The organism is Psychrobacter sp. SCQQ22, from assembly GCF_015864605.1.
Taxonomy (GTDB): Bacteria; Pseudomonadota; Gammaproteobacteria; order Pseudomonadales; family Moraxellaceae; genus Psychrobacter; species Psychrobacter fozii.
In genome coordinates, this window is record NZ_JADYWZ010000003.1 from 122,603 (window position 1) to 148,813 (window position 26,211).

The window sequence follows — 26,211 nt, forward strand, 5'->3', positions numbered from 1 at the left end:
GCCACTATTATGAGGGGCAATCTAAATCTCTTCACTTAAATCTATCTCTATTTAAAAGGAATTAATATGAGTAAGTTTACGATGCTGTCTAGTGGTGCTGTTATTGGTAAAGGTGCTCCTCAAACAGCCAAATCATCTACTTCTTTATCTTTGATGCCTCGATCAGTAGCTAAGGTCGTGGTAGGTGCAGGGCTATCAGCCACTTTATTCATCTCTGGCTGTGCAACCCAAAATATTCAAGCCTATCAAAATACGACGCCAACGCTCGATATGCATGAGTTTTTCTCAGGTCAGATTGATGGCTGGGGGATGTTTCAAGGTCGAAATGGTGAGGTTAAGAAACGTTTTTATGTCGATATCGATGCCACTCACGAGGGTGACGACGTTATCGTTTTAGATGAGAAATTCTCGTGGGCAGATGGGTCAAAATCGCAGCGTATATGGCGATTGACCAAGCAAGATGACGGTAGTTGGAAAGGTACGGCAGGCGATGTCATCGGTGAAGCTACAGGGGAAGTCTTTGGTAATACGCTCCATTGGAATTATTTATTAGAATTGCCTGTTGAAGACAAGACTTACAAAGTCAATTTTGACGACTGGATGTATCTTATCAATGAAGATGTCATGCTGAATCGTTCAGTGATGAAAAAATTCGGCGTAGAGCTGGGTAGTGTTACCTTAAGTATGCACCGTCATCGCTCTGACGCTAAGTAGAGTAATAAATCGCGGCGCTATACTAATAGTCAATGAAGGTTGATGGTGTTAATCCACTGATTAAAGTGGCAAAATAGCACTATTACTGTCTTTTGATAGTAGGGACTGCGATAAATGTATTCAGAAGAAATATATCTAGGCGACATAAGGTGTCGCCTTTAGTAGATAGTCTGTAGATATTTAAACTAAAATTAGTTACAGTAAAATTATATTATTAATAGTATTAATCGATACTATTAACGAAAAATTAGAAAGCTTCATCAAATTATTCATAAGCAAAAGGACGGTATCATGCGCGGAGTTAATAAAGTTATCATCATCGGTAACCTTGGAGCAGACCCTGAGGCACGTCAATTTAGTAATGGTGGCGGCGTGACCAATATCTCGGTTGCGACATCAGAACAATGGACAGACAAACAAAGCGGTGAAAAAAGAGAAGCCACTGAATGGCATCGTATTGCACTTTTCAACCGTTTAGGTGAAATTGCGGCACAATACCTGCGTAAAGGCAGCAAAGTTTATATTGAAGGCAGCTTGCGCACACGTAAATATCAAGATCCCAATGGTCAAGACCGTTATATCACCGAGATTCGCGCTGAGCAAATGCAAATGCTAGATGGTGCAACTGGTGGTGGTCAAAGTGGGGATAGCTTTGGTGGTCAGAATCAAGGTCAGGGCAGTAGCTATGGCAATCAAGGTGGTCAAAGCAACCAAAACAACTTTGGTCAGCAAGGCAACAATCAGCCAGCTCAACAGGGTGGCTACAATCAAGCTAGCGGTGGTCAGAACAGCTTCAATAACAATCAAGTACCTGCCCAGCAAAACCAGTTTAATCAACCTGCACAGAAACCTGCTCAATCTAAGCCTACGGCAATGCCAGACGGCCCTGTAGACGACGATATTCCGTTCTAAATCTTATAAGAATCAAAGTGTAAAGATAGTTAGAAACCCCGCTAATAGCGGGGTTTTTTGTATGTGACGATAAATAATTTGAAAAAGTCGTTTTATCGTATTGCTAAAAGCCATATGGGAATTAATTAGACTGTCTTTATCTATATATAGTCATTCCGCTATAAAAACGTTACTGCGTTAACGTCGCTTGAAGTATTGCATATATATCTAGACTCGGTTGCTTTGTAGCAGAGTCAATCCTCTATAGACTGGATACGGTTTCAGTCTCGCTTAGTCTACTATTTGTAGCACTTTCACTCGACTTCCTTGTATCCAAGTTATATTGAATTGAATATGCTTTTAAATCGAATCAACGGTAAGTGTTAATTACCAAATGAAATAAAACGTTTGTCTGTTTCTGATTATACTAATGGTATTAAAAACTCTCATTTTCAAAATAATAAAAATTCAATAATTGGTTGTTGAGTATTCAAAAAGGTTAATAATCGAATAGGTATTGGTTAGAATAATTAAATTTATAAGGTTTATTTCGCTTATTATTTCGTCAATTTATATGTTGAAAACGATAAAAACTACCTTTCATATCCTATATCAACCGTCTGTTCTATTAAATACAATTAATACTAACAGTCTATTGGACAGGTTGATATAATCCACTTGAATCAATGATTTATACGATATTAAACGTTCGGCTTTCGTTTAAAGTGATTTTTATTAGCAAATGAAAAGTCAGGGTTTAGCCATTTAATGGTTTAAAACATAAAAACTTACTTGGTCGGCATCTTAAAATAAGAATGCCCACCTCACTGCTAGTATTGAGTATACATAATGAATTATGGTGATGTGTTTCGAAAAAGTGATTTAGGTAGAGAAGAGATTAAATCTCAGAGTCTAGGTGTATTGCCGCGAGAAGCCAGAACATTACTCATTATGATTGATGGCAGACGCACGTATCAGAGCTATCTTAATACACTCGACAGTAGCAAGATGTTTGCTGAGTTTGGTGGTATTACACCGCTATTTGAGCTGCTTTTGAGCCTTGAGTGTATTGAAATAGCAGTGGCTGGCAGTGCTGAGACAGAAGAGCCCACGCCTGCTCAGACGACGACAGCCGTACCTGTCATTACTCAGTCTCAACCAGCAGTACCTGTCTTTGATGAGAAGTCTGAAATAGAGTTCAATAATACGTTCAATAATAAAAGCACCACTAACGTAAAAGAGTCAGAAAAAAAATCAATCAGTAGTATGTTCAAAACTAAGTCATCTAGTGCTAACTATGAAACGATAAAATCTGATTTAGCTACCTATATTGAAAAGAATGCACCGCCTGTAGAAGCCTGGGGTTATTTATTAAGTTTAGAGCAATGTGGTAGCAGTACGCAATTATTGATCTTAGCAAAAGAAATACAGAATACGGATAGTGGTAATTTATCACGTGGTATGAATGACTTTATCAAAAGAATTCAACGTTAATGTTGACGGTGTTTATATAGTAAAAACGGATATGACAAATATTTAGTTATGAAAAATAACGGTGCTGTCATTGTTGAAAAATCTAGCAAACTAATTGGAGTTTCTTGTGGAATCAGCTGAGCTATCGGAATTAGATCGTCTAAAAATGCGTCATGGTGAGCATGTTATTTTACGTTTGACTTATATTAGCCGTTATAACAGTGACAACCCTACTGGTGAAGTGACACGTATTCTCACCCAAGCGCAGCAAAATAATGAGCGTAATGGTATTACGGGTGCTTTGGTGTTTAACCACAATTACTTTTTGCAAAGTATTGAAGGGGCGAGACCTGTTATCAATGAGCTGCTTAGAAAGTTGGTCGAAGACGATCGACATTATGCACTGCAAGTTATCGAGTGCCGTGAAGTTGAGCAGCGTCATTGGAGTAAGTGGTCAATGAAATATTTAATCCCAAGTGATGAAAACAAGGGGCTGGCACTCAAGTTTTCGACAGGCAATCAGTTTAATCCGTATTTGATGAATACCAATCAAATTATGATGCTGATTGATACGTTATCAGAACTTCAAGAGCAAGAAGAAATCGATGCTTCTAAAAAGAAGAGATCTTGGTTTTCTTTGAGTTGATTGATGTTTAGAGAAGCTATCAGACCCTATAACTTTATTATAAGAGATACGATATGACATCAATAATGGAAGATGCGCCCATTTTAATGAGCATGACATATGCGAGTCGTGCCAATCCAGGCGTGTCAGCTAAAGATTTCAATGAAATATTGAAGCAAGCACAGGTGAATAATGCCGCCAACGGTATCACTGGCATGCTGACATTTAATAAAGATTATTTTTTGCAAACGGTAGAAGGTCCGAGAGCGCAAATTAATCGTCTACTGTATAGCTTAATCGCTGATCAACGTCATTATGATTTACAAATTATTGAAACACGCGAATTAAAGTATAGAACGTGGTCCAAATGGTCTATGAACTATGCCACACCGACTGAAAAAAACGCTGCGATTTATTTAAAATACTCTACCACTGTTGATTTTAATCCGTACTTATTAAGCGCTGAATCAGCCCGTGAATTGATGAATGAGCTTAGTGACCAGCACGACTAATTGAATAGATTTTTTATTTTAATATTACAAATATAAAAATAATTTTCAAAACTAAAAATCTATATCAATATATGGATTTATGTTTATAAAATATGCATTCTGTTAGCTTTGAAGTGCACTTTATGAGTGGTTATTCGGTAAAATATATAAACAAATATTGATTTATAAATGAATATTTGAATCTTCAAACTTTGCCCATTTACCAAATTTTACTATCCGTTGACTTTTGATATATAAGATCTGATAGTTTGCGGTTGTGATAGCATTGCTTTTTGTTTATATTGTCTCCGCCCATAGATATATTGGCTAACCATATTTTTATTACAAAGAATATCTATTTATGACTTTATCGAATAATGAATAAGTCATCTTGGTTCTTAATGGAGAATATAATCTCTATTAAGGTTGTACCTTTTATTTTACAGTTGGATTTACTATGAGCAAAAATAACGCAATTGATTTAGATAATCTAAACGTCGACGAGCTACGAGCTATTACTGAAAATGCTCAGCAGCTTATTGCTAAAAAACAACATCAGCGTCTATATGATGCTTATGTGAAGTTCGAAAAAATTGCAGAAGAAAGCCATGCCTCTATCGAAGAAATTTTGAAAGCGGGTGAAACCCTAGAGAAGAAACGCAGTATTAAATACCGCAATACTGACAACAACGAAGAAACTTGGACTGGTCGTGGTCGCAAGCCTACATGGTTGGTTGAAGCATTAGCAGCAGGTCGTGATATCGAAGATTTTGCTATTTAATGTTGTATTAACTAATAAGTTTTCTTATTAAGTTTGATAGCGATATCGCTGATTATAGTTATTCCATTATGAAAGTATTACTGCGTTAACCTCACTTGAAGTATTTAACATACATCTACACTCGGTTGCCTAGTACTACTTTTAAATTGAATCGACTACAGTAGATGAAAGCCAGTATCTTTCTTGCCATTATTTGGTAAGAAGCTACTGGCTTTTTTATGTCTTCCGCACGCCATATCTTTAGTACTATTAAGGCGTTGATGGTTTGTTAGCCCAATTAATACCCACAGTAGCAGCGGTGTTCTCAGAGAGTAGAGCTATACATTAGATTGCGTATTCATAACATAGATAAACATAGGACTTATCTTATCCAAGTATAATAAAGCAGCAATGTTTTAATAAATATTCATTATGAACAATTGCTGATAAAATAGATGGATAATGATATAAAGGTATAGGGTAGATAAAGTGACAGAAAACATAAAAGTAAAAAAATGGATTTCTTTGGGAATTATTGCGACAGCTTTATTGCTTCTACCTCGGCGTAGTAGTCGAAAGCCTGATATGGACCTCTCAAACAAAAATAATGCAAAATCTGATAGTAATATTAATAGTATTCAGAATGTTAATAACGGCAAAGTAATGAAATAAAGATCAAATTAAAAATTCAATACTTTTAATATAAGTTATTCTAATTATTAATGATGTCTATAAAATGCCGAACGATACAACGCTCAATTAAGAAACGTTGATTTTGGAGTTTATTAATGACCTCTATAGTTCCATTTATAATCGGTTCAATATAATTTGGATACAAGGAAGGCGAGTGAAAGTACTACAATTATTAGACTAAGCGAGACTGACACCGTATCCAATTTATAGAGAATTGACTATATGATATCTAAACAGACATTACCCAAGACTTATCCTCTCATTGATACCCATACTCACTTTGATGCTCCGGTATTTGATAGCGATAGGGAGTTGCTAGTACAGCAAGCTTATAAGCGCGGTGTACGTCATCTCGTATTGGTGGGGTATTCATATCAGTATTTTGAGAGGATGTATAATACTGAACAGCTATTGAACAAGTTGCTAGTGCCCTTGGCTACTGAAGAAAGGGATAGCTCAAATCTGTCACAGATTGAGACTCATACTGCGATAGGCTTACATCCTTTTTATATTAAAGAGCACAGTGAAGATCATCTAAAAAACATGGCGCATATGATTGCTGAGCAGCGGCCAATAGCAATCGGTGAGATTGGATTGGATACTTTCACGGAATCTATGAGAGAGCCTGAGGTATTTGACAAACAAAAACAGTTTTTTAAGGCGCAATTGGACATAGCAGTGCTTCATAAGTTGCCAGTGATGCTACATATCCGAAAAGCACATGCAGAAGCACTGGCAATACTAAAGGCACACGATTATGATGCACACCAATTAGGTGGTATCGCACATAGTTTCAGCGGTGGTGAACAAGAGGCAAAGGCGTTTGTGAGGTTAGGATTTAAGTTAGGTGTTACTGGTCAGATTACCAACCCAAATGCCAAAAAACTGCGGCGTGCCATTCATGCTGCTGTGGAGACTTACGGTATAGAATGTTTGGTTATAGAGACAGATTGTCCAGACATGACGCCTATTCAGTGTCAGATGTCAGACAATAGTTGTGCTGATAAGCAGTCACATGATCGTAACGTACCGGCTAACTTGCCATGGGTATTATCAAGCTTAAGTGAGTTGCTCAATGTGTCGCCAGACAGACTTGCTGAACAATTATGGCACAACAGTTGCAGCGCTTTACATAAGACATGGGCTTATCCTTTAGTATAGTTATACCTATTGTAGGCCATTATTATTTACTGCTAACTTGTACAATAGTAAATAATTCAGTAGTAAATAACTGAAGCACCTATAGATAAAATAATTTAAAAGAGCATTTAATCCGTTATGAATGAAACACAACAATTTGAGCCAACAGAGGCAGAGTTTGTCACCACTGAACACTCTATAGTAGAAGAAGCGACTGTAGAGGATGATCAATATGAGCGTCGTTTTCAAGGTACACGAACACTCTATGGTACCTCAGCAGTTGACACTTTCGCGGCTGCCCATGTCTATGTTATAGGCGTAGGGGGTGTTGGCTCTTGGGTAGCCGAAGCTCTGGCTCGGACGGCAGTGGGTACTATTACCTTGATTGATCTGGATGTGTTGGTTGCTTCCAATGTCAATCGGCAACTACCTGCATTAGATAGTACTTTCGGTCAAAGTAAAATTGTGGCAATGGCAACTCGTGTTCATGAGATTAATCCAAAAGTTACGCTCAATTTAATTGATGATTTTTTGACAGTAGAAAATGTAGCTGCTCTATTACCCAGTCGTGAAGAAGCAAAAGCGGCTGCAGAGCAAGGCAAACCTATCGTTATTTTGGATTGTGTAGATGACATGAGTGCTAAGCTGGCCATTGCGCTACATTGTCGTTTTAATAAACTAAAACTGGTCTGTGCAGGCGGTGCAGGTGGCAAGATAGACCCTAGCCAAATTAAGGTGAGTGACCTAAAGGACAGCTATCAAGACCCGCTACTTGCTAAATTACGTAATAAACTGCGCCATGAAAAAGGCATCAATAGCGCTTTAAAAGAAAAGTTCGGTATTAAATGTGTTTATTCGACAGAGCCACCACGGGTAGATAAAAGCTGTCAAACAGGCGGGTTGCACTGTGGTGGTTATGGCTCGGCAGTTGTCGTTACATCAGTCGTCGCGATGATTATGGTGAGTGAAGCTTTGCAATTATTAATAAAACAGACGGTTATCAAACAGAGCGTCTGATCTTATTTAATGGAGTCTATTTTGTCTATATCTAACGCACCTAAACACAGCTATCCAGTAGCAGCGGATGAAGTAGAACGTATCCATAAGCTCAGAAAATATAAAGTACTGAATAATAATAATGAGCCTGCATTTGAGCGCCTAATCAATCTGGCTAAGCGATTTTTTGATGTATCCGCTATTACTATCAGCTTTATGGATGAAGAGACACAATATCTAAAATCTGCCTACGGCCTTGACGATGTATGCCAAACAACACGTGAAGTCGCTATTTGTAATTACACGGTGCTCTCTGATGAGGTTTTTGTGGTGCCAGATTTAACAGCAGATAGCCGCTTTAGCCAAAGTCCACTGGTGACGGAGGCTCCTTACTTACAGTTTTACGCTGGTGCACCAATTATCCTCATTGAGGACAATAAAAGCTACAATTTAGGCTCTTTTTGCTTGATGGATATAAAGCCTAATCATGATTTCGACGATGAGCAATTACAGATATTGGCTCAATTTGCGATGATGGCAGCCGACGCTTTGCAGCTACAAGATAAGCAGCGTGATGCTAAACATGCTAATGAGATGAAGTCGAGTTTTCTGGCCAATATGAGTCATGAAATCCGTACACCGATGAATGGTATTATTGGTATGGTAGAAATGCTAGGTGATACCAAACTTAGCAAAGAGCAGCAAGATTGTGTGGATAATATCAAAGTTTCCAATGAGCATTTGATGGCCATTATCAATGGCATTTTAGACTTGTCGAAAGTTGAATCTGGGAAAATGACAATTGATCATATTCCGGTCAATTTATCTGAATTATGTAATGAAGTTGTCAGTCTCTTCTCTGTCAAAGCACATCAGCGAAAATTGGTTTTAAACTACAATTATACCGAGTCCTTATCACCCTATATAGAGGGAGACCCAGTACGTCTCAAACAAATCATTACGAATCTCGTCAATAATGCGATTAAGTTCACCCGTGAAGGTGGTCAAGTCAGTATTGATGTTAAACACGTACTTAATTGCCAGTGTGATGGTGTTGACGTGCATGGTACAGCAGATGAGCACCGCTCTCAAGCAATTCCAAACAGCACTTCGAATGAAATTACTGTTCACGATACGAGTATAAAATCTATTCCTCCTAAAGGAATGACGGTATGTATTGAAGTCACAGATACTGGCGTTGGTATTAAAGAAGAATCGTTGGACGCAATATTTAATGCTTATGACCAAGCAAATCAATTCACACATCGTCTCTATGGTGGCACGGGTCTTGGACTTTCAGTTTGTAAGTCTTTGGTCGATTTGATGGATGGCCATATTGAGGTCAGTAGTGAAGTAGGTGTTGGCACTACTTTTACTGTTTTGTTGCCTTTACCTACTATTGATGAAAAGCACTATCAAAAATGGCAAGCAGAAAATGACTTCACTATGATGAAGCCGACGCAAGAACGTGCAGGTCATATACTGTTGGTCGAAGATGACACTGTTAATGCGATTATCGCGAAAAAAGCGCTGACTAATAGTGGTCATACTGTGACGCATGTCGCTGATGGGCAGCAAGCCATCGAAGCGTTTGTACTGTCACCTGAGCGCTACGATGTTATCTTGATGGACCATCATATGCCTATTTTAGATGGGGTGCAGGCGACCATAAAATTGCATGAAATGTATGATTCACAATCATTACCACCTATTATTGCTTTGACGGCCAATGCGATGGATGGTGAACGCGAAAAATATCTAAAAGTTGGTATGCAAGACTATTGCACTAAGCCATTTAAACAAGAGCAATTGAATGCATTGGTACAGTATTGGTTGATACAAAAACAATCAGCAGAGTAGCTGGATGAGAAGTAATTATTGAGCTTGTTGCATAGTTATTTCCTCTCATTGTTATAAGTACAAAAAAGCTGAATCCCTTAATGAGAGATTCAGCTTTTTTATGACATACTCAAAATAATATAGATTGCATATTATTTTTACGTGTTATTAGTTAACGCGAGTTTGATAGTCACCAGTACGAGTATCGACACGTACGACTTCACCTTGCTGTACAAATAGAGGTACACGTACGACAGCGCCTGTCTCTAGCTTAGCTGGTTTACCACCACCACCTGATGTATCACCACGCACACCAGGATCCGTTTCAGTGATCTGTAGCTCAACGAAGTTAGGCGGTGTTACTGATAGAGGTGCACCGTTGAATAAAGTAATGGTACATGATGCATTGCTGTTTTCTTTTAGCCACTGTATTGAGTCGCCCATCGCTGTTTTATCAGCTTGGATCTGCTCAAAGCTTTCTGGATCCATAAAATGCCAAAACTCGCCATCGTTATACAGATAGTTCATTTCAGTATCCATCACATCAGCAGCTTCTAAGCTGTCACCTGATTTAAATGTCTGTTCCAACACTTTACCGCTACGAAGATTGCGTAGTTTGACGCGGTTAAAGGCTTGGCCTTTACCTGGTTTGACAAACTCATTCTCAAGAATAGAACAAGGGTTGCCATCTAGCATAACTTTTAGACCAGCTTTAAATTCATTAGTAGAAAAATTTGCCACAAGAGACTCCTAGGGATGGTAAATATGATGATAAATAATAAGGGGTTGGGGCTTACGGTAAAAAACCTGCTATTAAGCCTAGTGTAGAGCGAGCAGTTGGTATACTTTGATAGGGCACACTCTAAGAGCGTATAATATCGGCTTTTGGGCACAGGTAATAGGCTGTCATGATAAACCATTTAATCACACAAAAAAACTGGCAAACGCAATTATCCGAGGCCATTACTTCTATTGATGAGCTATTAAGTATTTTGCAGCTCGAATCCCTACGTACCAGTGTCTATGTGCCTAAGCATTTTGAGCTGCGGGTACCACGGGGTTTTGTGGCAAAAATGACCGTTGGGGATAGTAATGACCCTTTATTGAAGCAAGTATTGCCAGATCAACAAGAGCAAATCAAGGTAACGGGCTATGTGGCTGACCCCTTACACGAGAATGCTCAAAACCCAGTAAAGGGCATGCTTCACAAATACCAGTCGAGAGTATTGCTGACCATTACAGGTGCTTGTGCTATTCATTGCCGTTATTGCTTTCGTCAGCATTTTGATTACAGCGCTAATATGCCAACGGCCGATGCAAAAGAAAATATCATTCGTTATATTACTGAGCATCCAGAAGTCAATGAGGTGATTTTGAGTGGTGGTGATCCATTGAATGTGACAAACAGGCGTTTGTTTGCATGGCTGGATACGCTAGAGTCGCTCCCGCAACTGACCACGATTCGACTGCATACTCGCTTACCCTTGGTCATTCCAGCACGTCTAGATGATGCATTGCTGGCTAGATTATCTCAAAGTCGCTGCCATATTGTCATGGTGATTCACTGCAATCATGCGAATGAGATAGATACCTTAACGTCCGAATATTTGCAACGTGCGAGGTCCGCTGGCGTGACTTTACTAAACCAAGCGGTTTTATTAAAAAGAATTAATGATAGTGTTGAGACTCAAACACAATTAAGTCAACGTTTGTTCTCATGTGGTGTATTACCTTATTACTTGCATGTATTAGACAAGGTCGCTGGCGCCGCACATTTTGATAAAGACGAGCGGTCGTCAATCGAGCTTTACTGGTCATTACTGGCCGCATTACCAGGCTATCTTGTACCAAAATTAGTAAGAGAGCTACCGAACAAACCTTTTAAGGTGCCAATTAACATTTACAATGTAAATTAATGTAGGCACTATAGGGTATTAAAAAATAGTAAACAAAGAGTGTTTTATTTGAAGGTTTGCATGCTGACAAATAGGTATTGGATGTCTTTATGACTGCTAAAATCTTATCCTGTCAATTTTTGAGAGTAGTGGTTACTTTGCATTATTTTATTATTATAAGTGGTATGGCTAGATAGTTGCCTTTTACTAAGTTACTCAGAGTTACTAGGAAAAATGATGATAACTTTATCGACGTTTCAAGAGTATTTATCGTCTACAGAGCCACTACCGCCATTATCGATTCGAGCGGCAAATGGTCAAGAGAGTTACTTGCTCAAGCTGTTGGCAAATTTGCCTTCGCAAACGCAGGTACAGCAGGTTGAGCAGCTAGAAAAAATACTGACGGTATTGCGCGTGGCTAATATAGATGAGCAGCAACGTCTTAAGTTAATGGCTACTGTGATAGGTGCCTCAGACAAATTAATTGCTGCATTGCGGCAGCATTGTATTTATGAGCCAAAAGGGTTTAATAGCGTTCAATTGGGTTATGTGAATCAGATAAAGTCACTGTATTATCTCATCATTATGGTCTATGACAGAGTTATACGGCATAGAATATCGCTATTAAACAGTCAGCATAAATACACGGCAAGTAATGGTTGGCAACGTTATTTCAATGGTGACAAGTCTTCATCACTGACAATTGCTATCGTTATCTATCAGACGTTGATGATGTATCAAAGACTCCTGTTTGCAGAAGCGCTTTGCTATCAAAAACCCTCTCCTTATTTATGGGCCAAAATCAATCAGCTTTACTATCTTGCCTATCAATATCATGCCACTGAGATTGATTTAAGTAAAGTGATTGATGTCCAACGTGCGGATAATATACATCGCTTGTACTGTCAAATTTGTTTACACAGCTTACTAAACGTACGTGCTATGCGTCGTCCTAATATCTTGCTAGTACAACGTTTGTTACCGGTATGGGCTGAGCATATTATTGCGACGATAGAACCACAAACTGATACTCGGATATACGTAGATTTACAAAGTAATAAGCCGCCTTCTTATCTCACTGCCAATTCTATAATCAATCCATACGAAGATCGCTATCACTGCTTATTTATAGAGTTGGATCCAATGCTCGAGTATTTTAACTCGCGTAGCCAAGCATTAGTTAGGGACGGCAATGCAGGGTTAGAGAGTTACTTACTCCAAAACATAGCAGCGACGATTCGTTATCGTTATCTAAAGTTGCCACTATCGGTAGCACCGAAACGCTATACAGAAAAAGAGGCTGTTTTGGTGACTGGTTTTAATAAAATCCATTACTGCGTGGGTCATTCACAAAGTTTTGCAAGCTTGATTGCTAAAAATGAATTGCCAGATGAGCATCAACCTCGTTACGATACCGTTAGTAAAAAACAAAATGATAGCGATATACTAGCCAATGAAATATTCGACCGTAATGATGATTTATCACTATTTCGCACACTGAAATTATTAGATAAAGTAATCAAGATAGATGAAGAAAGTTTAGAAGAAAACCATGGTAAAGAGAGTATAGAGGCAGTGACTACTGACGATGATGTCGCTATGACAGCACCACCGCCATTACATGTTATGAGTCTTCTGTTAGTCTGTCGTGCTGACACCATCACACCGCCCGATTGGTCACTTGGTGTCGTGCGCTGGCTGAGCCTTGATATTGAAAATCCAGAGGTTGATTGGCAAATATTGGGACATCAATTAGTGGCTTGTGGTCTGCGTTTAGAAGGCACAGCAACGCGCAGTCAACATTTTGTACCAGCATTCATCCTTGGTCGGGAAGAGCATCTGCAAACCACGGGAACTCTGATAGTACCAACGTCTTACTTCCAGACAGATGACAGGGTCATCATGCGTATCAACACCAAACAAACTTTGTTACGTTTGGGGAAGCGGCTACTAATTACGGATGAATTTAGTCAGTATGAAGTGGTGCAGTTGTAGCCTTTTGAAAGGATTGTCAAAAATAGAAAAATAGTAATGTAAATACAGAATTGAATAGACTTTGTTTACTTGATTTCGGCTTCAATAATTAAAGTAGATCAGCACGTTAGATAATGATAAGTTAGTCAGCAATCATTAAAATTATTGTCTATAATGTTCGATATTATTGCTATTTCTTATAAAATATCTTTGGCTAAAAAGTATATTATCTTAATCGTAAAAGCATGCCAGTATCATAAAGATAGCCAAGCCTATTCCCCATAGTGCATTCTGTGCTAGGTTGATCTCCGGAACAGATGTAGGGTATTGACAGCAACATATAAAAATAAGATCACAAAGTTTAAAAGGCTTATTATGCGTACTCAATCTATCTTAAATCTATTAGTCATCGATGATGATCAGCTCTATGCTGAACGTCTTGTGCACTTATTAGGCTGTTATTATGACAGTGTGAATTTAGGGTTTTTAGATGATAAAGAAGAATTATTAAAATTGCTGCGGCAGCCATGGGATGTCTTGGTATTTGGTAATGCTTACGATATGAATTTTACGGATGTAGTAGGTATCGTCCAAGAACAAAACATTGACCTACCTATGATCTGCTTATTAAATGAGGAGATGGTAGCGACCGCCCATAATAATGAAGGGCTGCCCAATATTATTAGCGGTACAATGGTCAAGGCGCTTAAAGTAGACGAAGAAATGGCCGTTGTGATGTCTATCTGTTTACAACATGATAATCTGCGTAGTCGCCGCGAGCTAAAAACATTGCGTCATGTACTCTCTGAAGCAGAGCAGCGTGCTAATGTATTAATCAAAAACTCTAAAAGTGCAGTGGCTTACATAGACCAAGGCATTCATATCTTCGCCAATGACCCTTATCTTCAGCTTTTTGGGTTTGCATCGATGAATGATGCCATCGGTGTGCCTATTATTGATCTGATTGCAGGCGGTGATAACGTTAAGGGCTTCAAGCAATTCTTACGTCAATTCGCGAAAGGAAACCGTCAAGAAGTAGAGTTTAAGTTTGAAAGTCTACGGACGGATGGGAGTACTTTTGAAGCAAAACTACAACTGGCAGCTGCGACCCTAGAGGGTGAGCCAGTTACTCAGGTTATCATCCAACAAAACAACAGTAACAGCGCTGAGGTGGCCAAACGTTTGGCAGCGGCTGAATGTAAAGACAGCTTGACAGGTATTAACAATCGACGCGGCTTTGAAGAGAAAATGGCAGTAATATATCAGCAAGCCCGTCAAGGAGAGCTGACGGCAGGATTGTTATATGTCCAACTCGATAATATTGGTAAGATTCGAAGCAGTTTAGGCTTGCAAGGACTAGATGCAACTGTCAAGCAGGTCGCTTATGCGTTAGATGAGCTAGTAGTAGATGGGCATGTAAGCCGTTTTAGTGATACGGCTTTTACCATACTTGTAGAAGACAAAACAACAGCAGAGCTTAAAACGCTGGCTGAGCAAATCGGCTCGCGTATTAATGGTATGCTCATTGAAGTGGATAAACGCACGACCAGTACCACGGTTAGTATCGGTATCGTCAAAATCGAAAAAAATACAGCAGAGCCAAGCGTATTGCTTGAGCGTGCGATGGACGCTATTAACCAGATTATGATGGAAACCGCCAATAACGGGGCCACTTATCATTTATACGATCCAAGTGAACATGCTAATAGTGATGATCATGCGCTGGCTGAATCATTAATCGAGGCTATTACCAATAATCGTTTTGAGCTAACATTCCAGCCAATATATGATATTAATAACGATCGCAGCGACTTCTTTGAAGTATATTTACGCCTGCCATTGTCAGATGCTGAGAACACAGTGCTGACACCTGACCAGTTTATGGCAGTCGCCAAAAAACATAAGCTGCTCGAAAAGATGGATCGCTGGGTATTGATTAATGCCTGTAGAAAAGTAAACGATGTACGTAAAACACATCCTGAAGCTAAGCTGCTAGTGCAATTGACGAGTGCTTCATTAATAGATAAAAAACTGTCTAGCGTGGCTAGCCAGCTGATAAAAGCCGTGGGCGGTGCAGCAGGCGTGCTTACCTTACAATTTAATGAAAAAGACATTGTAGATCATTTGACGGTTGCGAAAACTCAGTTTGCAGCGCTTAGTCAAGCCGGTTGTCAGATGGGTATTAATAACTTTGGCTCTTCTGCCAAATCCATAGAAATTGCCAGTTTTGTGCAGCCAGATATGGTACGTCTACCGCGTAGCTACGTAGAAGATATTGATTCGGCAGAAAATTTGGAAACGGTCAAATCACTCATCATACGTACTAACGAAGTCAACGTTGATGTGCTGATGCCTTATATTGAAGATGCCGCGACCATGTCTGTCGCTTGGAGCGTAGGTGCACGCTACCTGCAAGGCTATTATTTGGAAGAGCCTAGAAAAATAATGAAAGTTGCGACCTAGACACTAAATAATATTTTTCTTCATATCCGTCATTCAAGTATTATTTATAAGTGTATCTCTCATAAATAGTGCTGTATTTCTATAAGCAGCTATGTATACGTGGCAATTAATAGTACTCTGTGTTTCTTAACATGGTCTCATTATATATGTCGTTCATACATGGCTGACACTCTCTACTCAAAGATTGCCAAAATGCCTAACACTCGTAAATATCAAATGAGCAGTCTGCTTGCCGCTATTTTATTACTCAGTGCTTGCGATCGTACGCCACCTGATCACCGTGCTTCTGTGACATTGCCGCTATATACTGACGGTGATGCAGATAATGGTGCTATTATTTATCAAGATGCCTGTGGGCAATGTCATCAGCTCAATGCTGGACTCAATAAAAAAGGTCCACAGCTGATGAATATCTATGGTGCCCATGCTGCTCAGCTAACAGACTACACCTATAGTAAAGGGCTGAAGCAGTCAGAATGGGTATGGGATGCTGAGACGCTCGATCCTTATATTGCTGACGCGCAAAAAGTCATGACAGACTCAAAGATGTTGTCAAATCCGATGCCAGATGCCAAAGAGCGTGCTGATGTGATTGCCTATTTGTCAACACTCCGTGAGTCAGTACCAGTCGTTGAAAGCGAAGAAAAGTAGCTTCTCATTTATAATGAAAGCCTGTATTCGAGTCCATAAATTGAGACTTATCTAACGACATGACTCTTACCTTGTACTGATCAAATAATGTCTATCTCAATTCTATGACTGAATGTTCAATATGCCCCATTATTTCCATAAAAAATAAGCCGATGATTCACTATGACAACTGTAACCACCGACTACGCCGCTAATCAGCAAAAAATTACGCAGTTAATGAGACAACTGAATCAGATTGTATTGGACAAACCTCAAGTGGTGAAGCTGGCACTTAGCGGCATACTGGCGGGTGGGCACTTACTATTACAAGATTTGCCCGGCATGGGTAAGACTACCTTGGCTCAAGGACTAGCACAGTTATTGGGGCTAAGTTTTAGTCGAGTTCAGTTCACCAACGATATGCTACCTGCAGATATCTTGGGTATGAGCATTTATGACCAAAGCAAACTAAAATTTGAATTTCGTCCGGGTCCTATTTTCACTCAGCTTTTGCTCGCTGATGAGATTAATCGTTCCAGTCCTAAAACACAAAGTGCGCTACTCGAAGCCATGGAAGAGCGACAGGTAACCCAAAATGGTCAGACCTATCGTTTGCCTCAGCCATTTTTTGTGATTGCAACCCAAAATCCATTGCAGCAAGCTGGTGTATATCCGCTTCCTGAATCGCAGCTCGATCGATTTTTATTATGTCTATCGTTGGGTTATCCATCACCAGCTGCTGAGCGTGAGCTGCTAAAAGGTCAGGATCGCCGTGAGTTATTGAAGGGTTTAGATGCGATATTTGATACCGAGGCTGTGTTGTTAGCACAGCAAGGGGTCAAGCAGGTTTATGTCGCAGATGTGGTCTTGGATTACATACAAAGACTGGTCGCAAAAACACGAGCAAGCCAAGAATATCATGGGTTATCACCGCGTGGAGTACTGTCGTTACAACGAGCAGCACAGGCTCATGCCTATGTATCAGGGCACATGGAGATGACCCCTGAAGATGTCCAAGCCGTATTTGCAGCAGTCACAGATCACCGTCTCGGTCAACGCTTTGTACCGGCGCATGTGACGGGTGGTCTAATGACGAAGACTATCGCACAACGTATTTTGGCAGAAGTGCCAGTCGTTATTTAAATGCCTTTTAAGTAAAAGCCGTCTAAGTAAAAGTTAGTTAATGGATCATATGCTCTAGTAGTTGAGTTATTTCGCCATGTATCAATGAATCAATCAATGGCTATTGAAAGCTTGTCACTTAACAGAAATTGTGTTCTTTCTAAGTAAATACTCGAAAGGCATCTGTTGTCAAAACTGTCGTCCAATACCGACGATATTATCAATTCTATGGTAAGGATAGGGTAGTCATGAGTCTTTTGCCAAAAGCCTTAACCGTACCAATTAAGTCAAAACTAAGCCGCTGGTTTGCCTCGCGTGCACCCAAAAGTGACAGTGCTACGCTGAATTTGCGCAACGTATATATCTTTTTTAGTCGTGAAGGTATGCTGTTTGCGGTGTTGTTGATCATCACCTTTATCGCTGGTATTAATTATGGCAATAATCTGGTGTTGGGGTTATGTTTTTATCTTATCAGCATTTGGCTTATCAGTTTTCATGTGACCTTTGCCCATATCTCAGGGTTGAAAGTGAATTTATTAGAAGTCACCATGGCAGAAGCAGGTGCTCCAGTTTGGGTTACCTTGCAACTACGTAGTGAGAGCCGCCAACCCAGACGACAGCTATTATTTGGCTTTGAGGATGTGGATAATAAGGTCAAGAGTAGCGTGGACATTCCAAGCTCTGTCTTGGTCACAAGATTGCAAGGCGAACAAATCATTCGGTTACCTGTCCAGACCAATGCTCGCGGGCAGTTTGAATTACCACGTCTCAGAATAAAAACAGTTTATCCTTTGGGTATTATGAAAGCATGGTCTTATGTCTATTTTGCCCGTACCGCTTGGGTATATCCAAAACCTGAAGCATTTGATTGGGAAACGCAGTATGCAATCGCCAGCTTGGAGGATTTGCCAATAGGTGGGCAGTATCGCCAAGGCCAAGATGACTTTGAACGGCTCGATAACTACATAGAAGGTGAGTCACTGGCACGTGTCTCTTGGGGACATGTAGCTCGCGGTCAAGGAATGCTTACCAAGCACTTCGCTGACCCTATTGGTCATGAGCAGACACTAGACTATGCCGATATGCCTGCTGTACAACATGAACAAAAGCTATCACAACTGGCGTATGGTGCGATGACGTTGGGTCAGCTAGGTGTGCCATTCAATATGTGCTTACCTAATGATAGCCCCTTGGTCACAAAGATGGGTGAAGGTGATGAATTTGCGCAAGATTGCTTGCTAAGGTTGGCAAAAGCACCATGATTAATTCTAAACGCTTGTCTTCGAGTAAAGATAACAGTAGCTTTACAGCAGACTCTAGTAAGTCTGCAAGCTTTGAGCAGTTGGCTTTGGGTCAATATCTTACCACTCATGTGGCATTAGGTAGTGTCACTAAGTCAGGCAGTAACGCCAAATGGTATCGCAAGCTACTTGCACTGCCAGCGTATTATTGGATAATAATTGCGCAAGTTATTGTTATTTTGCCGCATGCTGCACACTTACCATTATGGCTCATAGGCTTTGCTGTGGTGAGTATTATAGCCCAGCTGCCCCGTGTAAAGGCTCGATTTCAAAAGACAGCTCATTTAAAGCGTGTCTATCAAGGCATGCAAATGCTGGGCTTCTTATTGGGTCTTTTGGGATTGTGGTTGACCTACAATACGGCATTTGGGCTAGATATGGGCGTGGCATTTTTAGTGCTATGTCTCATCAGTAAGCTCTGGGAATTGTACAAGCGTCGTGACGCCTATGTAGTATTGAATTTATCGCTATTTGTGTTGGCAGCACTGTTTTTGATGGATCAAGGGCTGCTTACGACTTTAGAGGTGGTGGTTGGGGCAGTCATTGTATTACTGACATTTATTGCGCTAAACGATGATGGCAATGATCGGGGGGATGGTCGCCTGCGCACTTTAGGTGTATTAGGCATTGGTGCGCTGCCATTACTGGTGGTGCTATTTCTATTTTTCCCACGCTTGCCACCGCTATGGTCGGTACAGCTATCAGGTCAGCAAGCGACCACGGGCGTCTCCGACAGCATGTCACCTGGTGACTTCGCCAACTTAGGACAATCAACGGAGTTGGCATTTCGGGTAGAGTTTGAAAATAACCGTCCACCCCAGCAGCAGCTCTATTGGCGTGGATTAGTATTTAGCGATTTTGATGGCGTCACGTGGCGTCGTAACCCTCAACAACGACAGTGGCAACCTTCAGAGCAACGTCCTGCTTGGATTGACAATGCGTTTTCTAGCATTCCCGAAGAAGTACAAGTTGCACCAAATAACTATCAAATCATCTTAGAGCCTACTCAGCAAAACTGGCTATTTGGTCTCGATTATCCTTTTGCTCAGCAACGAGATGTCAGCATTACTTCAGATTTCACGTTATTAAAAGATGAGCCTGTCACTCAGCAGCTGCGCTATAACGTATTGCAGTTTTCACCGATGAGTATCGATCCTATCCTTACGGATGAGTCGCGGCGGATGAATCTTGCACTGCCAAATGATGGGAATCCGAAAGCAAGAGCATTGGCTCAGCAGCTTTTTGCGCAGTCAGGCTCAGACCCTACGCGCTATATAGCAGCTATCGAGCACTGGATTAATCAAACAGATTTTCGCTATACGTTATCGCCGCCACGCTTGAATAACAATCGTATTGACGAGTTTTTATTTGAGACCAAGGCGGGGTTCTGTGAGCATTACTCTTCAAGCTTTACTTATATGATGCGGGCGGCTGGCATCCCTGCCAGAGTCGTCGCAGGCTATCAAGGTGGTGAGCCGAGCCGTGGTGGTAATGTGTGGGAAGTCCGGCAAATGGATGCACATGCGTGGACTGAGGTTTGGCTTGAGGGTCAAGGTTGGGTACGTGTCGATCCGACTGCTTTTGTAGCGCCCGAGCGTGTGGAGCAAGGGATGGACGCGATGACGCAGTCACAAGGCGCTGCGATGTTTGGTGATGGCGCTGGTGCACAGATTGACTATCAACAATATCAAATGCTACAAACCTTACGTCGTCTCTCAGACCAAGCGAGCTACTATTGGCAAAAAGATGTCGTTGGCTACGACCAAGACAAACAAGCAGACTCGCTATTCAAGTGGTTCAATATCAGCTCTATCACGCAACAAATTATTTGGTTAGCCGCGAGTGCCATTACGGTCATGGTTATTCTGGTATTTATCATTTGGCAACGTCGCCGTAAACGCTGGCACCCAGTAGATTTACCACTTGCCCAGTTGTCGAAGCGTATAGGTAAGCAAGATAAGTCACTGGCTCGTACTGATAATGAGGGTCAGTTGGCGTGGCTTGAGCGCTTAGCGATGGCTATTGATTCTAGTGCCTCAAATGACACTGATGCGAGTAATACCAGTCAATTAACAGACAGTGATCACCCTAAAGTTATTCAGAATAAAATCACCCAAATCAAACAAGACTATCGTCATCTACGCTATGGACGCTTAAGCACTGTTGAAATTAATGATAATGAGTACCAGAAAGTGCTTAAGCAGCTAAAGAAAAACTTACACGAATTGTTGTAAGTCCATTTAGCCAGTAGCACTTATTAGCGATAGCGAATAGGTAAATGATAGATAGGTTTGGAACAAATAATGCGTAGCACTAAAGATCGTATTCGCCACGCCTTAGCGTTTGAAATCATTGGCCTACTTATTTTCGCACCACTGGCAAGTTGGGTGTTCGGTTTTGAGCTGCACTCAATGGGTGTGATAGCGATCGCTGGCTCTATTGTCGCGACCGTGTGGAATTATTTTTATAATGTCTTATTTGATAATGCCATGCTTAAACTACGTGGTGAAGTAAAAAAGACCGTTCCCATACGAGTGCTACATGCCGCGCTATTTGAAGGTGGTCTGCTAGTGTTGTTCTTGCCAGCGATTGCTTGGTATCTGGATATCAGCCTTTGGGAAGCATTTAAAATGGATATTGCCATGGCGACATTCTATTTGGTATATGCTTTTGTGTATAACTGGATTTATGACAGGGTATTTCCTATCGCTGAAGCCGGCTAACGGTGGTTTTATCCAGATATGTAGAACGTATTAAGGAGCCAATTATATGGCAATATATGTAGATTTTATGCAGATAGAATTTAAAGGTTATAAGTGGTGCCACCTGCTGGCCGATACGTTGCAAGAGCTGCATGAGTTTGCGGCGTTCATTGAATTAGATGAGCGTTTGTTTCACCGTAATGCCAGTTATCCGCATTATGATGTTACCGTACAAATGCGAGAAACCGCGATTGAGTATGGCGCTATTCCTGCTGATCGCAGAAAAATTATCGAGTGTGCTAAAAAGTTAAAAGTAGAGTTACATGCACAAATAGCGCAGTCCGATAGCTTCTAATAAGTGCATGAACAAATAAAAAAGGTGGGTTATGCTTTCGCTAACTCACCTTTTTTTGCTTAGATTTTTTGACGGTTACTTTGCGACTGCTGCTGTACTGATGCCATTTAGGGCTTTTGAGATGTTATCAATGACGGTGTCACAACCTTTAATATTATGACGGGTTTTTAAGTATTGAGGATCGTTATACGATAGCCATACTTTTTTATCTGCACCTTCACTGATGAGAATTTTTTGTGGCAAATCAATAGCGACGCTTTGCTCACACTGCATCAATGGTGTACCCGCTTTCGGGTTACCAAACATAATAACTTGTGTTGGTCTTAAGGTTAAATCGACACCCTGGGCGTTTTTCTGATGATCGACGCGCGCAAATACTTTCATGCCTTTACTTTCGATAATGGCTGCCAGTTTATCAGCAGTCTCTTGGACAGAATGATGACTTTGCATGGTTATCAAGCCTTTTTCGGTACTGGTAGCCGTCATCGTTGTTGTCATTGAGGGCGTGTCGCTTGGTGAATGTGAAATGTTTTCAACACTGGCGCAAGAGGCCATGGTCAAAGCTAGAGCGGCGATAGAAATGATTTTAATCATAAGTAATCCTTTTTATGGTGGTCGGTTATCCGTAATAGTTTGTAGCATCACATATTTATTATGCGTCATAATATTGTGCGTAATAAACGCTGCTTAGTAAAGAGCCGCATTGCAACCTGCCTTAATCAATTACCAAGCCAATTACTAAGCCAAGTGCTCCGCCAAATAGTCCACTAACAGCCTGATTTTTGGTGATAGCTGGCGGTTATGCGGATAAATGGCCCAAATACTTTCTTCAGGCTCTCTATAGTCATCCAACAAGCTTATCAGCTCTTCAGACGCTAGATGTTTTTGCACATAATAATCTGGCAGCTGGACGATGCCTAGCCCTTTTAGGGCAGCATCAACTAGGCTATGACCACTATTATATTGAATGCTCCCAGAAACGCGCAAATTCCTTTCTTTACCTGCATCCTTACTAGCACGCGGGTCAGTATCTATAAAGTGCCAGTAGTCACGCGTGCCAAGTAAGCAGTTATGTTGACTCAGCTCGCTCAAAGCGTGCGGTGTGCCATATTTATCAAGATAAGAGGGTGCCGCGCAGACAAAGTTGGTGCGATGGCTGAGTTTTTTTGCCATCATCGTGGAGTCGCTTAATTTGCCGATACGAATTGCTAAGTCGTAACCACCCTCAATCAAATCGATCTTTTGATTACTCAAAAAAGCCGTCACTTCGATATCGCTATATTGCATCATAAAGTCATTGACCAACGGCAATAATTGCTGCTCGCCATAAGTGACAGGGGCTGTCAGTTTGATCCTGCCTTGGGGCTTTGACTGCAAATTACTGACAGCCTGCTCAGCAGCATCCAAGCCATCGAGCACACTACGGCAATGCTGATAGAACACGCGACCTTCTTCTGTTAATGATACTTTGCGTGTTGTACGATAGAGGAGTTTAATATTAAGGCGTTTTTCTAACGCGCTTATTTGCCGGCTTACTTGTGCCGTTGAGATACCTAATTCTTTGGCGGCGCGCGTAAAACTCTCGTATTCTGCGACGTAAACGAACTCGCTAACACCATCCCAGCGCATGATTATTACCAATATGTAAAAGATATTTGCAAATATAGCATATTGTTATCACCCTAGAAATAACTATAATAGTAAGCATCCACTCAAACAGTTGATTGTAATCTAGCGTACTGCAATCATCTGTGAATGAGTATCCTAAAAATAGTGGCCTGCTTTTTATAGGCTGTAAATAATAACGAATTAAAAAGAGAAACCGTCATGTCAGATAAATTTATTAAATCGAAAGCCGCCATCGCGTGGGGCCCAAACCAGCCACTATCTATCGAAGAAGTGGATGTCATGCTGCCGCGTAAAGGCGAAGTATTGGTAAAAATCGTGGCAAGCGGCGTTTGTCATACCGATGCGTTTACGCTTTCTGGCGAAGATCCAGAAGGTGTGTTCCCTGCGATTTTGGGTCATGAAGGTGGCGGTATCGTTGAGCAAATCGGCGAAGGTGTGACCAGTGTCCAAGTTGGCGACCATGTCATTCCCCTATACACCGCAGAGTGTGGCGTCTGTAAAATGTGTACGTCAGGTAAAACCAATCTATGCTCAGCGGTACGTGAAACTCAAGGTAAAGGCTTGATGCCGGATGGCACCACACGTTTTTATAAAGACGGCGAACCAATCTATCATTATATGGGTTGCTCGACCTTTTCTGAATATACGGTCTTGCCAGAAATATCTTTAGCGAAAGTCAATAAAGAAGCACCGTTAGAAGAAGTTTGCTTACTTGGTTGCGGCGTTACTACCGGTATGGGCGCAGTGATGAATACTGCCAAAGTCGAAGAGGGCGCTACCGTTGCTATCTTTGGTCTTGGTGGTATTGGTCTGTCAGCAGTGATTGGTGCTGCGATGGCAAAAGCCAGTCGTATCATTGCGATTGATATCAACGAAAGCAAGTTTGAATTGGCTAAAAAGTTAGGCGCCACTGACTGCATCAATCCGAAAGATTATGACAAGCCAATTCAGGAAGTCATCGTTGAATTGACCGATGGCGGTGTTGATTACTCATTTGAATGTATCGGTAACGTCGATATAATGCGTTCGGCGCTAGAGTGCTGCCACAAAGGCTGGGGCGAGTCGGTCATTATTGGCGTCGCTGGTGCCGGACAAGAAATCTCAACCCGTCCATTCCAATTGGTGACTGGTCGAGTCTGGCGTGGATCAGCGTTTGGCGGCGTAAAAGGTCGTTCAGAATTACCAGGCTACGTTGAGCGTTACTTAGCTGGTGAAATCCCACTACAAGACTTCATTACCCATACCATGCCATTAGAAGACATCAACGAAGCGTTTGACTTGATGCATAAAGGTGAGAGTATTCGTACAGTGATACATTTCTAAAAAATATTGTGCAAGAGCAGTATCTGACAGTAACGTTAGATTTTGCTCTGAAAATACGGTTATTAAAAATAAAAAGGCCGCTTCGATTTCGAAGCGGCCTTTTTTAATGTTTATAACATCATCATTTTATATGTATGGTTACAGACCCGTTTACTCAGTCATATCAGCCAATTGCTCTAATATACTGACGTAGTTTTCGACCCCTTGAGCACCGCTAACAAGATGACGCTCATTAAAAATGATTGCCGGTACACTTTGAATACCTTGTTGTTGCCAATGCTGTTCTTCTGCTCGTACTTCCTTAGTAAAGAGCTGACCCTCTAGTATTGCTAGCGCCTCACTACGATCAAGTCCAGTCTCTGCTGCAATATCAGCAAGCACGTTGATATCTGAAATATCTCTGTTATTGGTGAAATGCGCGGCAAACAATGCTTGTTTTAACTCATGCATGCTTCCTTTCTGATCAGCGAAATGTAGCAGCTGATGCAAATCAAAGGTGTTGTGCATGCGCGTGTCATCATTGAAGTTAAATTCAAAGCCAACCTCAGAGCCAGCTTCAGCCATTCTGAGTCGACTAGCATCTGACTCTTGCTTGGTCGAGCCATACTTTTCGATGATGTGCTCACGTAGGTTTTGACCCTCGCTTGGCATGTTTGGGTTTAGCTCAAATGGGTGCCAATGGATGGTGTGCGCTGTGTTGGTTTGCTCCAGTGCTGCTGCCAGTTGGCGATAGCCGATGACGCACCAAGGGCAGACAACATCTGAGACGATATCTATTCGGAGTGGTTTTTCTGATGTGCTCATATTTCCTCGCAGGGATTGTTATTTGTATTTTATTTAAGGCTTCTAATTGCTCATATATCTCATCTAAATGTATCTGCTTAGAGATAGTCGTCGACCAAGAAGCCTCAGTAATAATCATGCTTTAAACATCAAGCGTTAATGAACATTCAAAGCATAATCAGGTGAATACAATGCGCTCTGAGTGACTCATTTGCTCGCTAGATTGCTATTATTCATAGCTGCTTTTTTGCGATAAGGCAGTCAAAAATCAACCTCTGATAACAAAACGTATGAATATTTAACCAATCTGTCATGGCCATGAAATGGGATTTTCTCTACAGTAGCTTTGCCGACATGGGTATTCATAACTTATAACCCATGCTAACACCAAGTATTTAGCAGATAATAAAAA

The 26,211-nt window shown here is 40.9% G+C and carries 23 protein-coding genes; 19 read left to right on the forward strand and 4 right to left on the reverse strand.

The features are described from left to right. Positions 1 to 66 precede the first annotated feature (66 nt). From I6E84_RS05280 to I6E84_RS05320, 9 genes are all read left to right on the forward strand, one after another. The gene (locus I6E84_RS05280) at positions 67 to 714 is read left to right on the forward strand and encodes a DUF3833 domain-containing protein (protein ID WP_197216618.1); all 648 of its coding nucleotides are present in this window, start codon (positions 67 to 69) and stop codon (positions 712 to 714) included. A 291-nt stretch (positions 715 to 1,005) separates the two neighbouring features. Then, a complete protein-coding gene (gene ssb, locus I6E84_RS05285) occupies positions 1,006 to 1,626 on the forward strand; it encodes a single-stranded DNA-binding protein (RefSeq protein ID WP_197216620.1) in 621 nt (206 codons plus the stop codon). An 828-nt stretch (positions 1,627 to 2,454) separates the two neighbouring features. After that, the gene (locus tag I6E84_RS05290; protein WP_197216622.1) at positions 2,455 to 3,099 is read left to right on the forward strand and encodes a hypothetical protein; all 645 of its coding nucleotides are present in this window, start codon (positions 2,455 to 2,457) and stop codon (positions 3,097 to 3,099) included. A 106-nt stretch (positions 3,100 to 3,205) separates the two neighbouring features. Further along, on the forward strand, positions 3,206 to 3,724 hold the full coding sequence (locus I6E84_RS05295) for a BLUF domain-containing protein (protein ID WP_227686687.1): 519 nt from the start codon (positions 3,206 to 3,208) through the stop codon (positions 3,722 to 3,724). A 53-nt stretch (positions 3,725 to 3,777) separates the two neighbouring features. Beyond that, positions 3,778 to 4,215, forward strand: a complete 438-nt coding sequence (locus tag I6E84_RS05300; RefSeq protein ID WP_197216624.1) for a BLUF domain-containing protein — start codon at positions 3,778 to 3,780, stop codon at positions 4,213 to 4,215. A gap of 436 nt (positions 4,216 to 4,651) precedes the next feature. Next, positions 4,652 to 4,975: an H-NS family nucleoid-associated regulatory protein gene (locus tag I6E84_RS05305; RefSeq protein ID WP_110923226.1), complete on the forward strand. Its 324-nt coding sequence runs from the start codon at positions 4,652 to 4,654 to the stop codon at positions 4,973 to 4,975. Between the two features lie 894 nt (positions 4,976 to 5,869). Continuing rightward, positions 5,870 to 6,808, forward strand: a complete 939-nt coding sequence (locus tag I6E84_RS05310) for a TatD family hydrolase (RefSeq protein ID WP_197216626.1) — start codon at positions 5,870 to 5,872, stop codon at positions 6,806 to 6,808. A 117-nt stretch (positions 6,809 to 6,925) separates the two neighbouring features. Further along, a complete protein-coding gene (locus I6E84_RS05315) occupies positions 6,926 to 7,804 on the forward strand; it encodes a ThiF family adenylyltransferase (protein ID WP_197216629.1) in 879 nt (292 codons plus the stop codon). A gap of 21 nt (positions 7,805 to 7,825) precedes the next feature. Beyond that, on the forward strand, positions 7,826 to 9,643 hold the full coding sequence (locus tag I6E84_RS05320; RefSeq protein WP_227681313.1) for a GAF domain-containing hybrid sensor histidine kinase/response regulator: 1,818 nt from the start codon (positions 7,826 to 7,828) through the stop codon (positions 9,641 to 9,643). Between the two features lie 147 nt (positions 9,644 to 9,790). Here the strand turns inward: I6E84_RS05320 and efp are convergent, their stop codons facing one another. Continuing rightward, positions 9,791 to 10,363 carry an elongation factor P gene (efp, locus tag I6E84_RS05325; protein WP_110923222.1) on the reverse strand — a complete coding sequence of 191 codons (573 nt, stop codon included), beginning with the start codon at positions 10,361 to 10,363 and terminating at the stop codon, positions 9,791 to 9,793. A 167-nt stretch (positions 10,364 to 10,530) separates the two neighbouring features. Here efp and epmB point away from each other — a divergent pair, with 167 nt between their 5' ends. The 9 genes from epmB (at position 10,531) to I6E84_RS05370 (ending at position 22,064) form a co-directional block, all read left to right on the forward strand. After that, the gene (gene epmB, locus I6E84_RS05330) at positions 10,531 to 11,538 is read left to right on the forward strand and encodes an EF-P beta-lysylation protein EpmB (RefSeq protein ID WP_197216633.1); all 1,008 of its coding nucleotides are present in this window, start codon (positions 10,531 to 10,533) and stop codon (positions 11,536 to 11,538) included. Positions 11,539 to 11,754: 216 nt separating this feature from the next. Further along, a complete protein-coding gene (locus tag I6E84_RS05335; RefSeq protein ID WP_197216635.1) occupies positions 11,755 to 13,512 on the forward strand; it encodes a hypothetical protein in 1,758 nt (585 codons plus the stop codon). Positions 13,513 to 13,866: 354 nt separating this feature from the next. After that, positions 13,867 to 15,954, forward strand: a complete 2,088-nt coding sequence (locus tag I6E84_RS05340; RefSeq protein ID WP_197216637.1) for an EAL domain-containing protein — start codon at positions 13,867 to 13,869, stop codon at positions 15,952 to 15,954. A 192-nt stretch (positions 15,955 to 16,146) separates the two neighbouring features. Beyond that, a complete protein-coding gene (locus tag I6E84_RS05345) occupies positions 16,147 to 16,605 on the forward strand; it encodes a c-type cytochrome (RefSeq protein WP_110923218.1) in 459 nt (152 codons plus the stop codon). Positions 16,606 to 16,767: 162 nt separating this feature from the next. Then, complete coding sequence (locus I6E84_RS05350; protein ID WP_197216639.1) at positions 16,768 to 17,727, forward strand: AAA family ATPase; 960 nt, start codon at positions 16,768 to 16,770, stop codon at positions 17,725 to 17,727. Positions 17,728 to 17,954: 227 nt separating this feature from the next. Then, entirely contained in the window at positions 17,955 to 18,968 is a 1,014-nt protein-coding gene (locus tag I6E84_RS05355) for a hypothetical protein (protein ID WP_197216641.1), read from the forward strand. Then, a complete protein-coding gene (locus I6E84_RS05360) occupies positions 18,965 to 21,241 on the forward strand; it encodes a transglutaminaseTgpA domain-containing protein (protein ID WP_197216644.1) in 2,277 nt (758 codons plus the stop codon). The genes I6E84_RS05355 and I6E84_RS05360 overlap by 4 nt, the downstream gene beginning before the upstream one ends. 69 nt (positions 21,242 to 21,310) lie before the next feature. Next, positions 21,311 to 21,730, forward strand: coding sequence for a PACE efflux transporter (locus tag I6E84_RS05365; protein WP_197216646.1), 420 nt, complete (start codon positions 21,311 to 21,313; stop codon positions 21,728 to 21,730). A 46-nt stretch (positions 21,731 to 21,776) separates the two neighbouring features. After that, the gene (locus I6E84_RS05370; protein WP_197134325.1) at positions 21,777 to 22,064 is read left to right on the forward strand and encodes a DUF4031 domain-containing protein; all 288 of its coding nucleotides are present in this window, start codon (positions 21,777 to 21,779) and stop codon (positions 22,062 to 22,064) included. Positions 22,065 to 22,139: 75 nt separating this feature from the next. On the opposite strand, the gene I6E84_RS05375 is transcribed toward I6E84_RS05370, so the two are convergent. Both I6E84_RS05375 and I6E84_RS05380 read right to left on the reverse strand, forming a co-directional pair. Next, positions 22,140 to 22,658 (reverse strand): DUF302 domain-containing protein, encoded by a 519-nt coding sequence (locus I6E84_RS05375; RefSeq protein WP_197216648.1) that lies wholly within the window; start codon positions 22,656 to 22,658, stop codon positions 22,140 to 22,142. A 144-nt stretch (positions 22,659 to 22,802) separates the two neighbouring features. Beyond that, positions 22,803 to 23,693: a LysR family transcriptional regulator gene (locus tag I6E84_RS05380; RefSeq protein ID WP_197216650.1), complete on the reverse strand. Its 891-nt coding sequence runs from the start codon at positions 23,691 to 23,693 to the stop codon at positions 22,803 to 22,805. Between the two features lie 198 nt (positions 23,694 to 23,891). Here I6E84_RS05380 and I6E84_RS05385 point away from each other — a divergent pair, with 198 nt between their 5' ends. Then, entirely contained in the window at positions 23,892 to 25,016 is a 1,125-nt protein-coding gene (locus tag I6E84_RS05385) for an S-(hydroxymethyl)glutathione dehydrogenase/class III alcohol dehydrogenase (RefSeq protein WP_110923210.1), read from the forward strand. A 150-nt stretch (positions 25,017 to 25,166) separates the two neighbouring features. On the opposite strand, the gene I6E84_RS05390 is transcribed toward I6E84_RS05385, so the two are convergent. After that, entirely contained in the window at positions 25,167 to 25,820 is a 654-nt protein-coding gene (locus I6E84_RS05390; protein WP_197216652.1) for a DsbA family oxidoreductase, read from the reverse strand. Positions 25,821 to 26,211 lie beyond the last annotated feature (391 nt).

Coding starts and splice junctions, on each gene's coding strand:
- I6E84_RS05315 (WP_197216629.1), top strand. CDS start 6,926: ATGAATGAAACACAACAATTTGAGCCAACAGAGGCAGAGTTTGTCACC.
- I6E84_RS05310 (WP_197216626.1), top strand. CDS start 5,870: ATGATATCTAAACAGACATTACCCAAGACTTATCCTCTCATTGATACC.
- I6E84_RS05385 (WP_110923210.1), top strand. CDS start 23,892: ATGTCAGATAAATTTATTAAATCGAAAGCCGCCATCGCGTGGGGCCCA.
- I6E84_RS05365 (WP_197216646.1), top strand. CDS start 21,311: ATGCGTAGCACTAAAGATCGTATTCGCCACGCCTTAGCGTTTGAAATC.
- I6E84_RS05335 (WP_197216635.1), top strand. CDS start 11,755: ATGATAACTTTATCGACGTTTCAAGAGTATTTATCGTCTACAGAGCCA.
- I6E84_RS05355 (WP_197216641.1), top strand. CDS start 17,955: ATGAGTCTTTTGCCAAAAGCCTTAACCGTACCAATTAAGTCAAAACTA.
- I6E84_RS05360 (WP_197216644.1), top strand. CDS start 18,965: ATGATTAATTCTAAACGCTTGTCTTCGAGTAAAGATAACAGTAGCTTT.
- I6E84_RS05305 (WP_110923226.1), top strand. CDS start 4,652: ATGAGCAAAAATAACGCAATTGATTTAGATAATCTAAACGTCGACGAG.
- I6E84_RS05380 (WP_197216650.1), bottom strand. CDS start 23,693: ATGCGCTGGGATGGTGTTAGCGAGTTCGTTTACGTCGCAGAATACGAG.
- I6E84_RS05390 (WP_197216652.1), bottom strand. CDS start 25,820: ATGAGCACATCAGAAAAACCACTCCGAATAGATATCGTCTCAGATGTT.
- I6E84_RS05370 (WP_197134325.1), top strand. CDS start 21,777: ATGGCAATATATGTAGATTTTATGCAGATAGAATTTAAAGGTTATAAG.
- ssb (WP_197216620.1), top strand. CDS start 1,006: ATGCGCGGAGTTAATAAAGTTATCATCATCGGTAACCTTGGAGCAGAC.
- I6E84_RS05300 (WP_197216624.1), top strand. CDS start 3,778: ATGACATCAATAATGGAAGATGCGCCCATTTTAATGAGCATGACATAT.
- I6E84_RS05280 (WP_197216618.1), top strand. CDS start 67: ATGAGTAAGTTTACGATGCTGTCTAGTGGTGCTGTTATTGGTAAAGGT.
- I6E84_RS05340 (WP_197216637.1), top strand. CDS start 13,867: ATGCGTACTCAATCTATCTTAAATCTATTAGTCATCGATGATGATCAG.
- I6E84_RS05345 (WP_110923218.1), top strand. CDS start 16,147: ATGCCTAACACTCGTAAATATCAAATGAGCAGTCTGCTTGCCGCTATT.
- I6E84_RS05290 (WP_197216622.1), top strand. CDS start 2,455: ATGAATTATGGTGATGTGTTTCGAAAAAGTGATTTAGGTAGAGAAGAG.
- I6E84_RS05375 (WP_197216648.1), bottom strand. CDS start 22,658: ATGATTAAAATCATTTCTATCGCCGCTCTAGCTTTGACCATGGCCTCT.
- I6E84_RS05350 (WP_197216639.1), top strand. CDS start 16,768: ATGACAACTGTAACCACCGACTACGCCGCTAATCAGCAAAAAATTACG.
- epmB (WP_197216633.1), top strand. CDS start 10,531: ATGATAAACCATTTAATCACACAAAAAAACTGGCAAACGCAATTATCC.